Source organism: Anaerofilum hominis (assembly GCF_014287275.1).
Taxonomy (GTDB): Bacteria; Bacillota; Clostridia; order Oscillospirales; family Ruminococcaceae; genus Pygmaiobacter; species Pygmaiobacter hominis.
This window is the reverse complement of record NZ_JACONZ010000001.1, coordinates 259,996-277,026: the sequence shown is the minus strand read 5'-3', so window position 1 is coordinate 277,026 and position 17,031 is coordinate 259,996. Positions and strand designations below refer to the sequence as shown.

General features: G+C 64.4%; 14 protein-coding genes. 7 read left to right on the top strand and 7 right to left on the bottom strand.

Annotation, left to right across the window (positions count from 1 at the left end):
• The first annotated feature begins 244 nt into the window (after positions 1 to 244).
• Positions 245 to 1,036, top strand: coding sequence for a LytTR family transcriptional regulator DNA-binding domain-containing protein (locus H8S23_RS01265; RefSeq protein WP_186886503.1), 792 nt, complete (start codon positions 245 to 247; stop codon positions 1,034 to 1,036).
• Positions 1,037 to 1,278: 242 nt separating this feature from the next.
• On the opposite strand, the gene H8S23_RS01260 is transcribed toward H8S23_RS01265, so the two are convergent.
• Positions 1,279 to 1,491, bottom strand: coding sequence for a hypothetical protein (locus H8S23_RS01260; RefSeq protein ID WP_186886502.1), 213 nt, complete (start codon positions 1,489 to 1,491; stop codon positions 1,279 to 1,281).
• A gap of 284 nt (positions 1,492 to 1,775) precedes the next feature.
• On the opposite strand from H8S23_RS01260, the gene H8S23_RS01255 reads away from it, so the two are divergent.
• Complete coding sequence (locus H8S23_RS01255; RefSeq protein ID WP_186886501.1) at positions 1,776 to 2,528, top strand: glutamine amidotransferase; 753 nt, start codon at positions 1,776 to 1,778, stop codon at positions 2,526 to 2,528.
• 607 nt (positions 2,529 to 3,135) lie between these two features.
• Here the strand turns inward: H8S23_RS01255 and H8S23_RS01250 are convergent.
• A complete protein-coding gene (locus H8S23_RS01250) occupies positions 3,136 to 3,567 on the bottom strand; it encodes a metal-dependent transcriptional regulator (RefSeq protein ID WP_186886500.1) in 432 nt (143 codons plus the stop codon).
• A gap of 102 nt (positions 3,568 to 3,669) precedes the next feature.
• On the opposite strand from H8S23_RS01250, the gene H8S23_RS01245 reads away from it, so the two are divergent.
• The 3 genes from H8S23_RS01245 (at position 3,670) to H8S23_RS01235 (ending at position 6,503) form a co-directional block, all read left to right on the top strand.
• On the top strand, positions 3,670 to 3,906 hold the full coding sequence (locus H8S23_RS01245) for a FeoA family protein (RefSeq protein ID WP_186886499.1): 237 nt from the start codon (positions 3,670 to 3,672) through the stop codon (positions 3,904 to 3,906).
• 43 nt (positions 3,907 to 3,949) lie between these two features.
• Positions 3,950 to 6,088 carry a ferrous iron transport protein B gene (gene feoB / locus H8S23_RS01240; RefSeq protein ID WP_186886498.1) on the top strand — a complete coding sequence of 713 codons (2,139 nt, stop codon included), beginning with the start codon at positions 3,950 to 3,952 and terminating at the stop codon, positions 6,086 to 6,088.
• Between the two features lie 67 nt (positions 6,089 to 6,155).
• On the top strand, positions 6,156 to 6,503 hold the full coding sequence (locus H8S23_RS01235; RefSeq protein ID WP_186886497.1) for a DsrE family protein: 348 nt from the start codon (positions 6,156 to 6,158) through the stop codon (positions 6,501 to 6,503).
• A 439-nt stretch (positions 6,504 to 6,942) separates the two neighbouring features.
• On the opposite strand, the gene H8S23_RS01230 is transcribed toward H8S23_RS01235, so the two are convergent.
• The 3 genes from H8S23_RS01230 to H8S23_RS01220 all read right to left on the bottom strand — a co-directional run bounded on the left by H8S23_RS01230 (position 6,943) and on the right by H8S23_RS01220 (position 10,069).
• Entirely contained in the window at positions 6,943 to 7,518 is a 576-nt protein-coding gene (locus tag H8S23_RS01230; protein ID WP_186886496.1) for an HdeD family acid-resistance protein, read from the bottom strand.
• Between the two features lie 537 nt (positions 7,519 to 8,055).
• Positions 8,056 to 9,345 (bottom strand): sensor histidine kinase, encoded by a 1,290-nt coding sequence (locus H8S23_RS01225; protein ID WP_186886495.1) that lies wholly within the window; start codon positions 9,343 to 9,345, stop codon positions 8,056 to 8,058.
• A gap of 37 nt (positions 9,346 to 9,382) precedes the next feature.
• Complete coding sequence (locus H8S23_RS01220; RefSeq protein WP_186886494.1) at positions 9,383 to 10,069, bottom strand: response regulator transcription factor; 687 nt, start codon at positions 10,067 to 10,069, stop codon at positions 9,383 to 9,385.
• Between the two features lie 211 nt (positions 10,070 to 10,280).
• Between H8S23_RS01220 and H8S23_RS01215 the strand changes: the two genes are divergently transcribed.
• Positions 10,281 to 12,617 (top strand): extracellular solute-binding protein, encoded by a 2,337-nt coding sequence (locus H8S23_RS01215; RefSeq protein ID WP_186886493.1) that lies wholly within the window; start codon positions 10,281 to 10,283, stop codon positions 12,615 to 12,617.
• On the opposite strand, the gene H8S23_RS01210 is transcribed toward H8S23_RS01215, so the two are convergent.
• Both H8S23_RS01210 and H8S23_RS01205 read right to left on the bottom strand, forming a co-directional pair.
• Positions 12,596 to 13,954: a sensor histidine kinase gene (locus tag H8S23_RS01210; RefSeq protein WP_186886492.1), complete on the bottom strand. Its 1,359-nt coding sequence runs from the start codon at positions 13,952 to 13,954 to the stop codon at positions 12,596 to 12,598. The two genes, H8S23_RS01215 and H8S23_RS01210, sit on opposite strands and share 22 nt — an antisense overlap.
• A complete protein-coding gene (locus H8S23_RS01205) occupies positions 13,951 to 14,631 on the bottom strand; it encodes a response regulator transcription factor (protein ID WP_186886491.1) in 681 nt (226 codons plus the stop codon). Before H8S23_RS01205 ends, H8S23_RS01210 begins: the two co-directional genes overlap by 4 nt.
• Positions 14,632 to 14,835: 204 nt before the next feature.
• Between H8S23_RS01205 and H8S23_RS01200 the strand changes: the two genes are divergently transcribed.
• Complete coding sequence (locus H8S23_RS01200; protein WP_186886490.1) at positions 14,836 to 16,980, top strand: ABC transporter substrate-binding protein; 2,145 nt, start codon at positions 14,836 to 14,838, stop codon at positions 16,978 to 16,980.
• Positions 16,981 to 17,031: the final 51 nt, after the last annotated feature.

Genomic DNA, 17,031 nt, shown 5'->3' with positions numbered 1-17,031 from the left:
GCCAAGTCTTTTTTTCAAAAATCGCATATTTTCACGTTCCCTGCCGATCGGTCAAGTCATTTTTCGCCCTGCTTTCGGTAATATTTAAATTGGATAAATTTACACGGATATAGTATAGCGCACACCCATTTTTATGCAACAGGTTGGAAACTAATCGTGTGTTTTGGGGTACGAATCGTGTGCTTTGGATTACCCTTTCTTTTGAGTTTTGTTAGAATAGGATAAAGAACGGGAGGGCAAACCGATGGCAAAGAAAAAGATCGATCCAGAAGAAGTCGCCGCCTTAACAAAAGAAATGTTCCATGCCTATTATGCGGGTGATCTGGAACGGTGGTTTTCCTATCTCTGCCCGGACAGTATTTATATCGGCACCGGGGAGCCGATGCTCTTTGGCGGAGACGCCATACAGTCGCATTTCAAAGCCTTTCAAGGGCAAACGGCAGAAGTGGTCGAAGAGGAATACTATCCCATTCCGCTCAGCGACACGGCGGCACAGGTCTGCGGAAATATTGCCGTAAAAAACAAGGGCGTTCCGTTTATTGCTGTCACGCACTTTACAATGAGCTGGCGGCTGATAAACGACGAACTAAAAATGGTACATCAGCACAATTCCTATGAGTACACACAGCCGGAGGCGCGGGGGGAACGAGGTGTTCTCCAAATGGATATGAGCACCACCCAGTTTGTACGCAGTCTGCTCTTGGAGCGTCCGATCGGCAAGCATCTTGCCATACAAAGCGGCAGCCAGACCGTATTTATCAATCCCTATACCGTCCTGTATGTGCAGAGCCAGCGGAAACGGACGGAGCTTGTCGGCGTGGACAAGATCATCTCCTGCAACAGTTCTATCGGGGAACTTGCGAAACAACTGCCGGAGGTGTTTTATCCGCTGCACCGCAGCTACCTTGTGAATACGCTGTACATCACCGCCCTGCGGCGGTTTGAAGTGGAGTTGATTTCCGGCATTGTACTTCCGATTCCCGCCGTGACTTATACACAGGTCAAGCAGGATTTGAAGCTGCTGATTAAAAAATAAGGGGTAAAACAAGAGCAGATTTTAAAACTGATGTACCATTCTACTGGAGTGATTTCGCTGAGCAGGAGGGTCCACTGTCCATTCCACTTTGTTCACACCGGAACACGTCCGTTTTCTGTGTCCCATATGGTCACATTTATCTTGGCGGCTCGCCCGCGCCGCCTGCGCGGCAGCTGGCCAACGGCCGGGAAAAACAGCCTCCGCTGCGGCTGCTTTTGGAAAACGCCGGACCCGCGGCGCGCTCAGGGCAGGCTGCGGCGCAGCAGCGCGTCCTCGATATAATCCCTGAAATGGAGCGGGGAGAGGTTTTCTCTCTCCATCCTGCCGGTCAGCTCCTCCACAAAGCCCCGGTCCCGGGAGACCGCGTGGATGCAGTCCCCCTCACAGGCGATCCCGTAACACGGCACCGCGATCCCGTCCTGAACGCATTCTTCCGCTACGACCTGGCATTTCATTTTGAATCCTCCAGACACAAATTCGTCCATCCCCGCCCCTCAAAGACAGAATGGAACAGGTATTTCGTATCATGAAATCCGTGAAATGTCAATAAATGGGATATAAAGCGGCAGAAAGACATGAAAAAAGTGAAAATAATACAAAATGCGCAAAAGGGCTGACCGGGCCGAAAGAAAGCGGCAAAGGCTTTTTTGGCCTTGCAGGAGAGGAAGAGTGCATGCTATAATTTTCATATAAAAATGATGGAGCGCGGCAAAGCGCGGTATAAGACAAGGAGGTCTTTATGGGCGATCGGAAAAAGATTTTGCTGGTGGGAGAGAGCTGGCATGTACACACCACGGAATCAAAAGGGTTCGACGTGTTCAGCTATGATTATTACGAAGAGGCCACCGGCTATATCAAGGCGGCGCTGGAGGGCGTGGGCATGGAATTTGTCCACATCCCCTCCCACATGGTGGAGTACAGTTTCCCAAAAACGGCGGCGGAGCTGGCGCAGTACGACGTGGTGATGTTCAGCGACGTGGGCGCAAACACAATGAACCTGCCCATGGACGTTTTTATGCGGCTGCATCCCACCACCAACAAGCTGGAGATCCTGCGCGAGTATGTGGAGCAGGGCGGCGCCTTTGTGATGATCGGCGGCTATCTCTCTTTCCAGGGCATTCAGGCACGGGGCGCCTACAAGAACACCCCGGTCGAAGAACTGCTGCCGGTGGAACTGCTGCCGGGGGATGACCGGGTGGAAAAAAGCCAGGGCGTGCGCCCCGAGGTCTGCCAGCCGCAGCACCCCGCAGTGCAGGGCCTGCCCGGCGAATGGCCGGTGCTGCTGGGCTACAATAAACTGATCCCGAAAGAGGAGGCCGAGGTGCCCGTGACCGTGAACGGCGACCCGCTGGTCGTGCTGGGCGAATACGGCAAAGGACGCACCTGCGCCTTTGCCACCGACTGTGCGCCCCACTGGGCCCCGGTGGAGTTCTGCACCTGGCAGGGCTATGCCCCGCTGTGGAAAAACCTGGTGGACTGGCTGACGAAGTAAGCCCTGCGGCGGCCGCGGCTGCGCGGCAGGCAGATCAAAATACCTGCAAAAACGGCAAAAAGAACGGCGCGGAAACGTGCCGTTCTTTTTTATGGCTTTACAGGGGCCGCCCCGGCGCGGACAGCGGGAAAAGAACCTGGCTGCCGGCGGCAGGCAAAGCAGTTTTTAATAAACAGGCCGTCACCGGGCCGCCGCCGGGCCGTCGCAGGGACAAAAATGCTGGTCGGATGGGCAAAACGGCCGTTGGACGGCAGCGGGGCGCGGGAAACGAGAAGCGAAAAAGCTCCGCCGTGCGCGCTTCAAAGCCGCCCGGCGCCAAACGATTTTTACAGCCGCCGACCGGGGCTTTTTGTCCCGCCCGCCGGGATGGCTGTTCAGGCCGCTCCAGCTGTTTTGAGAGCGGGAAAAGCGCTTTCCTGTGGTGGGGGACACTGCGGTGTAATGCGGTGTGAAAGGGCCGCTCCGGCAGCGGCCGGGACGGCGCGGTGCGCGGAGAGAGACGGACCAACACGCCACCGGCACCCGGTTCCTCTCACTGTCATACGCGGTGCAGCGCACGGGGAAAGACGGGCCAACACGGCGGGAAAGGCGTTCTTTCGCCTGCGCCTCAGCGGGGCGGGAGATCATACCGCTCCAGCAGGCGGGCCAGATTTTCCACCGTGCGCCGGTCGATGAAATGCTCGATGCGCTCGGTCTGCTCCAGCTCGCTTTCGGTGTGGTTCAGCAGGCAGAGTGCCCGGTGCAGCACGCCGTGGCGATAAAGCAGATAACGGCCCACTTCCTCCCCGCGCGGCGTCAGACGCAGCAGACCATATTTTTCCGCTTTTACCAACCCCTCCCGCTTCAGCCCGTCCACCATTTTAGAAGCGGAGGAGGGCTGGACGTTGAGCCGCTCGGCCAGCAGATGCACGCGGGTAAAGCCCTCTGTGCCGCACAGGCGGCAGAGCATTTCCAGATAATCCTCCATGGCGGCGGTGAGCGGGCTGCCGCCGGCCAGTTCATAGCCCTTTTGCGTGTGAAAATGCGACGGCCCGTCCATCCTCCGCGCCTCCTCCCGCGGCACACATCCGTGCGGGCCGCATATATTGGCAGCAGGAAAGAAAGTTTCCTGTCCCTAACATATGGCGAGGAGGAATCGGTTATGACCGGTAGCAATAGTTTGACCAATCTCAAGGTGGGGCAGCGGGCGCGGGTGACCGCCCTGCGATCGGACGGCAGCATGCGCCGCCGCCTGCAGGACATCGGCCTGATCGCGGGCACCGAGGTGGAATGCGTGCAGAAAAGCCCGGCCGGCGACCCGGTGGCTTATCTGATCCGCGGCGCGCTGATCGCCCTGCGCTCAGAGGATTCGGCGCGGGTGATGATCGCCTGCCCCTGAACGGCGCGGGCAAAAACAGAACAGGCGAAAGAGGTGATGGGGCTTGGGTCTGACCAGCGGCTCCACCGGGATCCACGCGGTGGACACGAGACTGGTCGTGAAAAAACAGCAGGAGTCCCACATGGTGGTGGCCCTGGCGGGCAATCCCAACGTGGGCAAATCCACGGTATTCAACGCACTGACGGGCATGAACCAGCACACCGGCAACTGGCCAGGCAAAACGGTGGCGAATGCGCAGGGAAACTGCACCCACAAGGGGCGGGGCTTTGTGCTGGTGGATATCCCGGGCAGTTATTCGCTGATGGCGCACTCGGCGGAAGAAGAGGTCGCGCGGGACTTTATTTGTTTTGGCGCGCCGGACGCGGTGGCGGTGGTCTGCGACGCCACCTGTCTTGAACGCAACCTGAACCTGGTGCTGCAGACGCTGGAGATCACCGGCAGTGTGGTGGTGTGCGTCAACCTGATGGACGAGGCGCGGCGCAAGGGGATCTCGGTGGATCTGGAGCTGGTGTCCCGGCGGCTGGGGGTGCCGGTGATCCCGGCGGCGGCCCGCAGCGGCGAGGGGCTGGAGGAGTTGATGGACGCGCTGGCCGGCCTGCCGCGGGAGAGCCGCCGGGAGACGCGGCTGATCCGCTATCCCAAGCCGGTAGAGCAGGCGGTGGCCCTGCTGGAACCCGCGCTGGAAAAGCTCTGTGCCGGCAGGCTGCCCGCCCGCTGGGCCGCGCTGCGTCTGCTGGACGGGGATGAAAAGCTGCGCTGCTCCCTGTCAAGCCTCTGCGGCGCACAGCTGGAAGAACAGGCCGACGTGGCACAGGCCCTGGCCCGGGCGCGGGCCCTGCTGGGTCAGGCCGGCCTTACGGGAGAGGGGCTGGAGGACGCGATCGTCTCCGCGCTGGTGCGGGAAGCGGAGCGCATCTGCCGCGGCGCCGTGCTGGCGCAGCCCACCCGGCAGGAGCTGAGGGACCGCAAGATCGACCGCGCGCTTACGAGCAAATGGTTTGGTTACCCGCTGATGCTGTTGCTGCTGGCGGCGGTGCTCTGGCTGACCATCGCGGGCGCCAACCTGCCCTCCGAGCTACTGGCAAAGGGGCTTTTCTGGGTACAGGACCAGCTCAGCCGCGCTTTTGTGTGTTTTCACGCGCCGGAATGGCTGCGGGGCGTGCTGGTGGACGGCGTGTTCCGCACCCTGGCGTGGGTGGTCTCGGTGATGCTGCCGCCCATGGCCATCTTTTTCCCGCTGTTCACCCTGCTGGAAGATCTGGGCTATCTGCCCCGCGTGGCGTTCAACCTGGATAAATATTTTAAAAAGTGCTGTGCCTGCGGCAAACAGGCGCTCACCATGTGCATGGGATTTGGCTGCAACGCTGCGGGCATTGTCGGATGCCGCATCATCGACTCGCCGCGCGAGAGGCTGATCGCCATGATCACCAACAATTTTGTGCCCTGCAACGGACGTTTTCCCACCCTGATCGCGATCCTGAGCATGTTTTTTCTCGGCGCGGCGGGCGGGCTTTCCGGCTCGATCCTGTCGGCGCTGCTGCTCACCGGCATCATCCTGCTGGGTATCCTGATGACCTTTCTGGTCTCAAAGCTGCTGTCGATGACCCTGCTCAAGGGGGTGCCCTCCTCCTTTACGCTGGAATTGCCCCCTTACCGGCGTCCCCAGATCGGCCGCGTCATCGTGCGTTCCATCTTCGACCGCACCCTGTTTGTGCTGGGGCGGGCCGCGGCGGTGGCCGCCCCGGCCGGGCTGGTGATCTGGCTGCTGGCCAACGTCACGGTGGGGGAGCACACCCTGCTGGCGCTCTGCTCCGGGTTTCTGGACCCCTTTGGCCGTTTTCTGGGCATGGACGGGGTCATCCTGCTGGCCTTTGTGCTGGGGCTGCCCGCCAACGAGATCGTGGTGCCCATCATGATCATGGCGTATACGCAGACCGGCGTGCTGACCGATCTGGCGGAACTGTCAGCGCTCAAGGGTCTGCTGGTGGCCAACGGCTGGACCTGGATCACGGCGGTGAGCACCATGCTGTTTTCGCTGATGCACTGGCCCTGCTCCACCACCTGCATGACCATCCGCAAGGAGAGCGGAAGCGTCAAGTGGACGGCAGTGTCGTTTCTGGTGCCGACGCTGGCGGGGGTCGTTGTCTGCGGGCTGTTTGCAAATCTGGCGCGTCTGCTGTAAGGGCGGGGCTTGCATTTTGCTGCCGGATGACCTATCATCAGAAAAAAACGGAAGGCAGGGATGCGTTATGCAGACGATCTTTCATGTCGATGAACTGGAAAAGTGGGGGTTGGCATTAGGCAATGCGGAGAATATGCTCGCCTATTGTGAGGAGAGCGGCGAGGCTGTAAAGATCGAGCTGCTGGCCAACGGCATTGCGGTGCGCGCCTTGTCAGCTGAGGGGAGCGACGCGGCGCTGCTGCAGCGGATGGCGGCCCTGGCGGAAAAGGGCGTCGTGTTTGCAGCCTGCCGCAACGCCCTGCGGGCACAGCAGATCGAGCCGGAGGCGCTGGCTCCGTTTGCGGTGACGGTGCCCGCCGGCGTGGTGGAGCTGGCGCAAAAGCAGCAGGCGGGATACGCCTATATCCGCCCCTGACGCCCCGCGCAGGGTTCCGAGCAAGCCGAAGCGGACAGAAAAAACGCGTCCTGAAATGGCCTTTTGGGCCGGTTTCAGGACGCGTCTTTTAATTCTTTTAATTTTAAATTGAGGGGCCTGCGGCGCCGGCACGGGCCGCCAACAGCAGCCCCGGCCGCAGGGGAAAGGCAAAGAGAGACGCTGATCAACAGGCCACCGGGAAAGACGGAAGCCGCCAGATCGGGCAGCGGGCCCGTTTGCAGGCAGAGGGAAGCGAAAGACAGCCCAAAAGCATCTGGTGCGTCTGCGGCCGCCTGCCGCTGAAAAATTGTCCCGATATCGTTTCGGCCGCCCGCTCAGCCGGTGTCCATGGCTGCGGCGTCTGCCAGCCCTCGCGGCCACCGGGGCGGAGGACGCGGCCACCCCCACAGCTGCGGCAGAAAGGCCTGCCGGCACGCTTTTAAAAGTTTTGTTTGAAAAAGTCTCCGCCGTCCTCCGGGGGATAATAGAGCCGCTGCCGCTTGGTGAGCAGGATGGAAAAGACAAATTCACAGATCCCCTCCACCGCCAGTGCCGCGCCGGTAAACCGCATCAGCACCAGCGCGGTGGAAAAGGGGTTCGCCAGGATCACCAGCCCCAGCCCCGCCAGCACTGCGGCGGCGATCAGGGAAAAATACCAGCGGCCGTCTTCCATCCGCTTCATATCAAAAGCGGTCTGTACCTCGCTCATGGCCCCCACCACCAGCAGCAGGCCGAACAGCACCGGCAGCAGTGAGACCAGCAGCTCCGGCCGGGCGAAGATAAAGACGCCCACGGCGATGGCGATCAGGCCCACGGCCAGGTCGCGGCGCAGCATGGTGAGCACCGCGTCCCGGATAAAATAGCAGACGATGCGGTAGATGCCGTAGGCCAGAAAGGCCAGCGCCAGACCATAGCAGAGCAGCTTGCCCGAAAGGGAGGGCCAGATCAGCAGCACCAGCCCCAACACCACGCCCGCCAGGGAGGAATACGCGTATTCGTTCAGGATCTTTTTCATTGGTGACAGCAACCCCTTTCGTCCCGGCGGGGCCGGAACGCTTTTGTTTTTGGCAGGAATCTTCTGCCTTAATCATACCGCAGCGGCGCCAAAAGGGGAAGATACAAAACGCAAAAATCGTCAAAAAATGAAGTTCCTGCGGCGGTGTGCCCCCCTTTTTCCAAGAGAAGTCCGGGCGCGGGGCCGGATCCCGCGATCGCCGGCAGCGGCGCAGCGCATTTAAAAAAAGTTTCTGAAAATTGCGGTATCATGCCCGGCGGGCTTGATGGCAGTGCGGCAATGGGGAAAAGGGAAAACGGGGCTTCCGCTCCGCATTTTGTTTCAAAAGAGCTTTTGGGCCTGTCCCGAACGGGGAAAATGGGAGCGATCAGAAGCCCTGCCCCGGCGGGGACTCCGGCCCCTCCCGCAGAGGTCCCGCTTTTTGTGTCTCCGTGGTTTGTCTCTGTGCAGGGCACAGACAAAAGAGGAAAAGATCAAATTTGTCACTTTTAAGGCCGCGGCATTCTGCAAAACGGGCCGGACGCCGCGGTGGGGAGATCAGCGCAGCGGCAGGGAGAGGGTAAAGGCCGCGCCTCCACCCGGGGCGTCTCCCACGGTGAGGGACCCGCCGTGCAGGGCCGCCAGTTCGCGGGCCACCGAAAGGCCCAGGCCAAAATGGCTTTTCCCGCTGCGGGCCGCGTCGGCGCGATAAAAGCGGTCAAAAACGCGCTCCTTTTCCGCGTCGGGCACCCCGGGCCCCTGGTCGGAGATCGTGATGAGGGCGCGCGCTTTGCCGCGCCGCGCCTCCAGCGTCACCGCGCTGCCCTGCGGCGCGTAATCCGCCGCGTTGGAGAACAGGACCGAGAGGATCTGCATCAGGCGGCCGCGGTCGCCCTCGGCGGCGCCCACCGGGGCCTGCGGCAGCAAAAGGCGCAGGGAAAGGCCCTTTGCGCGCGCCAGCGGCTCAAACTGGTCAAACGCGTCGATGAGCAGCGCGTCGAGATCGACCGGTTCCGTGCGCAGCTTCCAGTTTTTTGCGTCGCTGCCCGCCAGGATCAGCAGGTCGTCCACCAGGCGGGACATCCGCTGCGCCTCGCCCTCGATGTTTTTGAGGTAGCGCTTTTCCCCGGCCGGGTCCGCCGGGATGGCGGACAGGCTGGTGCGGATCACCGCCAGCGGGCTGCGCAGCTCGTGGCTGGCGGCGGCGACGAAATCGCGCTGTTTCTGGATCGCCTCGGCGGTGGGGCGCAGCACGCGGCCGGACAAAAACCAGCTCACCGCCAGCAAAAGCGCCGCCCCCGCGGCGCCGATGCCGCCGTAAAGCAGGCGCAGGCGCAGCAGGCCGCCCTGCAGGGGGCGGGTGTCCTGCAGCAGGATCAGGCTGTACCAGCCCTCGCCTGCGGGGATGAGCGCCGCCTCGGCGAGATAGGCGTCCCCGTTGTCGCCGCTGAGTTCAAATTGCTGTCGGACGGCGTACAGGGAAGAGACGGGCGCTTTTTCCAGCGGCAGGCCGAGGGCCTCGGCCTTTTCCCGCGCGCGGGCAAGCAGAGTCTCCCGGCTTGTGGCGGGCGTCCAGGAGCCGGAAAAAAAGAGCGGGCTGCCCTGGTCCGTGATGCCGATGACAAGCCGCGAGGCCGCCTCCATGCGCGCCAGCCAGTCGTCGCTGATCGTCCGGCCGGAGCGCATCTGTTCGATCAGGGTGTCCGCGATATCCGACAGCCGCCCGCGGGCCGCCGTGCGCGCCTGCTGCTGCGCCAGCATCAGGGTGAGCAGCAGCATGGCCGCAAGCACTGAGCCGGTAAGGGCGGTAAAGATCAGGGTCAGGCGGCGGCGCAGGGGCTTCAGCATGGCGGGCGCGCCCCTCTTTTGCCCGCCGGCGTGCCGGTCACGGCGCATCCCGCGCATCCTCCAGCCGGTAACCCACGCCCCGCACCGTCGCCACCCGCACCCGTTCGCTCACCGCGGCAAGGCGGCGGCGCACAAAGTGGATATAGCTGTCCAGGCTGGCTTCCTCCACCTCTGTATCGGCCCCCCATACGCGGCCGAACAGCAGCGCGCGCGACAGGGTGCGCCCGCCGCCCTGCAGCAATGCCGCCAGCACCTCAGCCTCTTTTTTTGACAGCACACAGGCGCCTTTCCCGCCGCGCAGCGCCAGCGAGCCGCGGTCCAGGGAAAGGTCCCCATAGCAGAGCAGGTCCGGCGCGGCCAGGGTCCCCGGGCGGCGCGCCAGCGCCCGCACCCGGGCGAGCAGTTCCCGCATATCAAAGGGCTTGGTCAGATAATCGTCTGCCCCCGCGTCCAGCCCGTCCACCCGGTCGCCCACCCGCCCCATGGCGGTGAGCATCAGGACCGGCGTGCGCACCCCCTCGGCGCGGGCGGCGGCAAGCAGGGCCAGCCCATCGCTTCCCGGCAGCATGCGGTCCAGGATGCACAGATCGTAGATGGGCTGGCGCAGATAATAGAGCGCCTCCCCTCCGTCGTGGCAAAAATCCGCTTCAAAACCGGCTGCCCGCAGCTGCGGCGCGCAGGCCTCGCACAGTTCGCGGTCGTCCTCGATCATCAAGATCCTCATCTGAGCTCTCTCCTTTGTTCCGGCCATTGCAGCCAGTCTAACTTATATTACCTTAAAAGGTCCTGAAAAGCAGGTGCGGGGGATGAAAAAACTGTGAAAACGGTCCGCCCGCTCTGCTTTTTAAGGATTTTTCAAGGATGGCGGCGGTATAGTTTGAGACATGGACGGGGGCAGGGCTCCCGCGATGACAGGAAAGAGAGAGGCGATCATCTTGAAGATAAAAAAACGATTGGCCTGCCTGCTTCTGGCGGCGTCGACGATGCTGGCCGCAGGCTGCAGCGCCGGGGCGGGGAGCAGCGGGGCCGCCGGGGCACAGACACAGGCAAAGGGACGTTTTGTGGAGAGCAACGTCACCCCGGAGGGCAGCGGAGCGGGCCTGCCGTCGGGCCTGTATGCCCACCCGGACGGCAGCGTCGATTATCTGTGGTACGACCAGCCGGCCCAGGGGGGCGAGCCCGCCCTGCATCACAGCAGATCGCAGGACAACGGGGCCACCTGGCAGGCGCTGGACGTCTCGTGGCAGCAGGAGTTTGAGGGGCTGCAGGCGGCCCTGGCCCTCTCAGACGGCAGCCTGCTGCTGATGGTCAAAACAGAGGAACAGGGCTTTTCTTGCTGGAAAGTCGCGCAGGACGGACAGAAAGTGCAGCTGGCGCTGCCTGAGCTGGAAGAAAGGCTGGGCGCAGGGGGCACGGTCATAGACGCAAAGCTGCTGTCGGACGACCGTCTCTACCTGCAGTATATGGGGGAAAGGGCGTCAGGCGGCGTCCAGGCCTCTGCGGCTGCAGCCGCAGAGGCGGGCGCGGAGGACGCGGAGGACGGAGACAGCGCCCCCGCCGGCGCCTTTAACGTGGACGGCATCGCCAATGCGGTGTTCGATCTTTCAACCGGCGCGCTGCTCACCGACCTGAGCGGGCAGGACGTCTACCAGGTGGCCCTTGCCGGAGACAGATTCCTGGTTTCCGACTATGAGGGCGGCCTGAGCGCCTACAGCCTGGAGGACGGGGCGCGGGACAGCGGCTTTCACGGCGGCCAGGGCAGCCCCGAAATGGCGCTGGGCGCGGCGGCGGACAGCGAGGGCAACTTTTATTATATCAACACCCAGGGAGTCTACCGGCTCACACCGGGCGGCACTTTGTCAGAAGCCCTGATGGAGGGCAGCCGTTACAGCTTCGGCTCCCCCACCTATGGGATCAACGCCTTTGCGCGCACCGCGCAGGGAGATTTTCTCGCGGCGCTGTCCCTGCCGGATGGCAGCAGCCGGCTGATGCGGTATGTCTACGACCCCGAGATGCTCAGCCGCCCGGATAAAGAGCTGACGGTGTATTCGCTTACCGATTCCTCCACGGCAAGGGCTGCGATCACGGCGTTTCAGCAGGCGCATTCGGACGTACAGGTGAACTATGAAGTGGCGCTGGAAGAGGGGGCGGGCAGCCAGCAGCGGGAGGATGCGCTGCGTGCCCTGAACACCGAGCTGGTGGCCGGACAGGGGCCGGACGTGCTCATCCTGGACGGCCTGCCCTTTGAGTCCTATATCGACAAAGGGGTGCTGGCAGACCTTGCGGGCCTTTTGGACACCAGCGGCGTCATCCCGCAGCTGGTAAAGTCTTTCGAGACGGAAAAAGGGCTTTTTGCGCTACCCACCCGGTTCGGCATCCCGGCACTCTTCACCGCTTCCGGGCGCGGCACGGACTGGAACACCCTCACCCAGCTGGCCGGGGCGGTGGCGGCTGGCAGCGGCAGCCCGGCCGGCGGCGGCCAGGAGGCAGCGTTCTCCCCGCTGCCGGAGGGGCAGCGCCCCGTGCTCTCCTTTCAGAGCTGGCAGGAGCTGTTCGAGCTGTTCTACAGCGCCAACGCCTCGGCCCTTGCCAACCGGGAAAACGGGGTGGACGAGACCAACCTGCGCACTTTCCTGGAAGCGCTGAAGACCATCTCGGACCGCTGCGGCCTGGGCGGGGAGAGCGGCGGCTGGAGCGGCGGCCTGGTGATCTCCGGCGGCACGGGCGGCGGCTTCACCAATATCCCGGGCAGCGTGATGGGCTACAGCAACGGGCGCGCCCTGGCGGGCTGCGGCGAGATGATGGATCTGATGCTGGCCCAGTATGCCGCGGGCATTGAGGAGGGGACACAGGCCCGGCTGCTGCCGGGGCTTGCAGACGGGGCGTGGGTGCCGCACGCCCTGGCCGGCATCAGCGAAAAGAGCGGGCAAAAAGAGCTGGCTGCGGCTTTTCTTGAGACCATGCTCTCCCACGAGGTGCAGGACTACTCTGTCGGCGACGGGCTGCCCGCGCTGCGGGCCGGGCTGGACGCCCAGCTGCGCCGCGCCGCCGCCCAGGAGGATGTAAAATATTCTTTCAGCGCCGGGCAGCTGTCCGGCACGGACATGGACGCCCTGCTCGCGGGGCTGAAGACCCCGATGCTGGCAGACGCCACGTTAAAGGAAAAGATCAGCGCGGGAGCCGAGGCCTGCTGCAAGGGCGAGCTGACGGTGGAGGCTGCGCTGGAGCAGATCAAAAGCGAGACGGCGCTTTATCTGGCGGAGCGCGGCTGACCGCTGCCGGGACCAGGGCCCGCCGCGCGGTGCTTTTCGTCCCGCCGCGGCGCCGTGCGGCAGGTGGGAACAGGCAGGGACAGGGTGAACAGGGCCCCGCCGTCCTCCGCTTCGCCGGCGGTGAGACGGCCCCCGTACAGCGCGGCCAGCTGCCGGGCCACCGGCAGGCCCAGCCCGTAGTGCGCCTTATCGGTGCGGGACGGTTCGGCGCGGTAAAAGCGCTCGAATATTTTTTCCCGCAGCGCCCCGGGCACGCCGGGCCCGGTGTCCGCGACCTGCAGCAGCACCCGCCCGCGCTGCACCCGGCCGGAAAGGCTGATTGTTCCGCCCGGCGGAGTGTAAGCGCAGGCGTTGGAGAGCAGGGCTGAAAGGATCTGCATGAGCCGCTCCGGGTCCCCGGCGACCGGGGGCAGGGGGGAGGGCGGCAGAGCCGCGCACAGCCGCAGTCCGCGCTGCGCGCAGACGGGGGCAAACCGGTCGTAAGCTTCGATCAGCAGGGTGTCGGGTTCCACCGGCACGGCGGGCGGGGCGGCGGCCGCCTCAGCCCCCGCCAGCGTGAGAAGATCCTCGACGAGGCCCGCCATGCGGCGGGCCTCGCCGCAAATATTGGCGAGATACGGCCCCTGCATCCCTTCGGCCATCAGGTCGGCGCTGGAGGTGATGACGGCCAAAGGCCCGCGCAGCTCATGGCTGGCGGCGGCGACGAATTCCGCCTGCCGGCGCAGACTGTCCCGCACTGGCGCAGCCGCCCGCCCGGACAGCCAGCGCCCGGCCAGCGTCAGCGCCGCGCCGGCGGCAAAGAAAAGCGCTGTCCAGCGCAGGGCCAGCATTTTCAGTGCGGCGCGCTGCGGGGCAAGGTCGCGCAGCAAAAGCAGATGGAGCCAGCCGCCGTCCTCCAGGGGAAAGGCCGCCGCCACGCCGCGAAAGCGCAGATCGTCCTCTTCCAGCGCAGCGGGGGCGGCGGCATAGCGCAGGGGCCGGTCCTCCGGGCGGAAGCCCGCAGCAAAAGCGCTCTCCCGCGCCGCGCGGGCCAGCGCGCCGCGCCGGTCGGTGGGCAGCCAGGCCGCGCCCTCAAACTTCATCGGCTGGCCCGCGTCCCACAAAAAGACCGCCAGCCGGTTTTCTGCCTCGAACCGGGCCAGCCAGTCGCCGCTGATGCGCCGGTCAAACTGCAGGCGGCCGGTCAGGTCGGAGAGATGTGTCTGAAAGAGAAGTTCGTCGGCGGCCCGCTGCTGCCGCGCAGAGAGCAGAAAGCCTGAGACGCAGGTGGCCAGCAGCACCAGGCCGGAAAGGGCGGCGTAGTGCAGCGTCAGGCGGCGGCGCAGCTTTTTGATCATACCGCCTCCTCCCCGCACAGCAGATAGCCCACGCCGCGCCGGTTGCGGATCTCCGCCCGCGCGCCCACCGCGGCAAGGCGGCGGCGCACAAAGTGGATATAGGTGTCCAGCACCGCGCCCTCCACCTCGGCATCCGGGCCCCATACCCGGGCCAGCAGGGTCTCGCGGGACAGGGTGCGGCCCGCGTTCTGCAGCAGCAGGGAGAGCAGCGCGCACTCGCGCCGCGAAAGGGTGCAGCGCCCCGCCGGCCCGGTCAGCACACATCCGGCCTCGTCCAGCGACAGCCCGCCCGCCCCGGGCAGGCTGTCCCGCGCCAGGATAGGGCGGCGGCTCAGGGCCCGCACCCGGGCGGTCAGTTCCCGCAGATCAAAGGGCTTGACAAGATAGTCGTCCGCCCCCGCGTCCAGCCCCTCTACCCGGTCGCTCACCGTGCCCCGCGCAGTGAGCAGCAGCACCGGCGTCTGGCTGGCCCGGCGGCGCAGGCCGCGCAGCAGGGAAAGACCGTCCTGCCCGGGCAGCATGCGGTCCAGCAGCACCAGGTCCCACGCGTCCTGGCTCAGCTGCCAGCCGCCCTCGTCCCCGTCGGCGCAGCAGGTCACTTCAAAGCCCTCGGCACGCAGCTTGGCCGCCACCGCCTCCCGCAGCGGCGCGTCGTCCTCAATCAGCAAGATACGCATTTTCATGGCTCCTTTTTTCACTCTCAGCCGTTTTATTGAATGGGCAGGGCAGGACCCTCCTGTTCGGAAAACGAACCACCCGCTCTAAAAGTAACAAAAAAGTCTTAACTTTTCCTTAAACCTGCCATGGACGACAGGGTTTAAAGCTTAATTTAAGAAACGGCTGATAGCATACGGGTATCTTGAAAAAAGGAGCGATGCACGATGAAGCGTTTTTTATCCCTTTTGCTCTGCGGTGCGCTGGCGGTCTGCGCCGCGGGCTGCGGCAGGATCCCCGCGGCGGCGCAGGCGGCCGGGCGCTATGTGGAGCGGGAGATCACGCCCCCCGGCGCGCAGGAAAAACGGGCCCGCGGCCTGTTCCAGCTTGCCGACGGCAGGCTGTGCTACCTTGCAGGCGACCTGGACTGGTATGAGAGCGGCGACGGCGGCGCCACCTGGCAGCCGCAGAATACGGATTGGTATGAGGAACTCTGCGCGCTGGCGGGCAGCCGGGAGATCGCGCTCTGCCTGGACGGGGACGGCGCGGTCTGGGCAGCCGCCCCCGCGCAGGACGGGATAGGGCTGTTTTACAAAGGGGAGGATGGCCTGCGGCAGATCGGGACCGCCGGGGCGGAAAGCGGCGCGCGCCCCCTGCAGCTGCGGACCGGCGCGGACCAGAGCGTTTTTGTGCTGGCCCTCTCCGGCGGCGGGACCGTCATGCTGGTGATCGACGGCGCTTCGGGGCAGGTGAAACAGCAGTTCTCCGTAGAGCCGGGCGCTGATTTTGGGGTCAGAGGGGAAAAACTGGAGCTGTTCACCGCGGGCGGCGAACAGGTGACCTACGACCTCACCGGCGGGCAGGAAACTGCGCGCCGCCCGCTGGGGACCGGGGCGCTTGGCGCTTTGGGGCCGGACGGCGCCGTGTGGGCCGTGTCGGCGGAGGGGCTTTCCCTGATCGCAGCGGGGGGCAGTGTGACGGAAGATCTTTTTGCCGGCACCGGCAACCGCTTCCAGGCGCCGGACACCTCTCTGCGCGGGGTGCTGCCGCTGCAGGACGGCGCCCTCTGCGTGGCCTATGACACGCGCGGGGGCGGCGCCCTGTGCCTGTACGCCTACGACCCCGACGCCCTGGTGCGCGGGGAGAATTCGCTGGTCGTCTGGTCCCTGCGCGGCAGCCTGACCCTCAACGCCGCGATCAGCGCTTTCAAAGAAGAAAATCCGCAGGTGGACGTGGTGCTGCAGCTGGGGCACGAGACCGGGGACGCCGGTCTGTCGGACGCCGACATCATCCGCAGCCTGAACGCCGCGCTGCTGACCGGGGACGCCCCGGACCTGCTGATCCTGGACGGCCTGCCCGCGGACAGCCTGATGGAAAAGGGGCTGCTGGAAGATCTCACCGGCCTTGTGGAGGAAGCGGACTATTTTGAAAATCTGTTTACCGCCTGGACGCTGGACGGCAAAACCTACGCCTATCCGGCCAGGGTGCAGCTGCCCGTGCTGTTGGCACAGGCGGGCACCCGCGTTGAAAACGGCAGCCTTTCCGCCCTGGCCGCAGCGGCAGCGGCCGGCAGGGGCCTGCCCGCGGCGGGAGAGGTCACCGGCTTTGCGGGGGCGGACCAGCCGCTGCTGTATTTTGACGACTGGAGGGCCCTGTTCGACGTGTTTTACGCGGCGGCCGCGCCGCGGCTGCTGACCGACAAGGGCTGCGACGAGGCGGCGCTGACCGAACTGTTTTCCGCCACCGGGGCGATCAGCGAAAAATACGGCCTGGCGGCGGAGCCGAGCGGCAGGGTGAGCGGTACCGTCATGGACCTGGACGGCGGGCAGGAGTACTGTTTTCCGCTCCAGATCGAGGCGTACAAGTACGGCGCGGCATGCCAGTGCGCGGTGTTGCTGGAGGATCTCGCAAATCTGAACGGGCCTTTCTGGCTGCGCGACACCCAGGTCGCCCTGATGCCCGGCGGCGCTTTTTTGCCCCGGATCAGCGCCGCCGTGCCGGTAAACGCGGCGCAGAAAGAGCTGGCAAAAAAATTTGTCGGGGCGCTGCTCTCCCAGCCCGTGCAGGCTGCAAAAAATTACTATGAGGGCCTGCCGGTGCGGCGGGAGGCATTGGCCGCGCTGCAGGAGCAGCTGCGGCAGAGCATCCGGCACTGGCAGGAGCAGCATCCGGAAAACAGCTACCCGGCGGGCCTTGTGTTCGACAGCGCTGCGCTGCTCTCCGGGGCCGGGGCGGCAAGCAAATCCAACGATCAGTTAAAGGAAACCATCTATGAGCAGGCGACAAAATTTTACGACAAAAGCTGTACCCTTGAACAGGCGGTGGCAAACGCCATGGAGGCGACGCGGCTCTATTTCGAAGAGCGGCGCTGACCGCGCCGCGCCCCCGCGCGCCGCCTGGGCGTTTCTCGCGCCCAGTCTGGC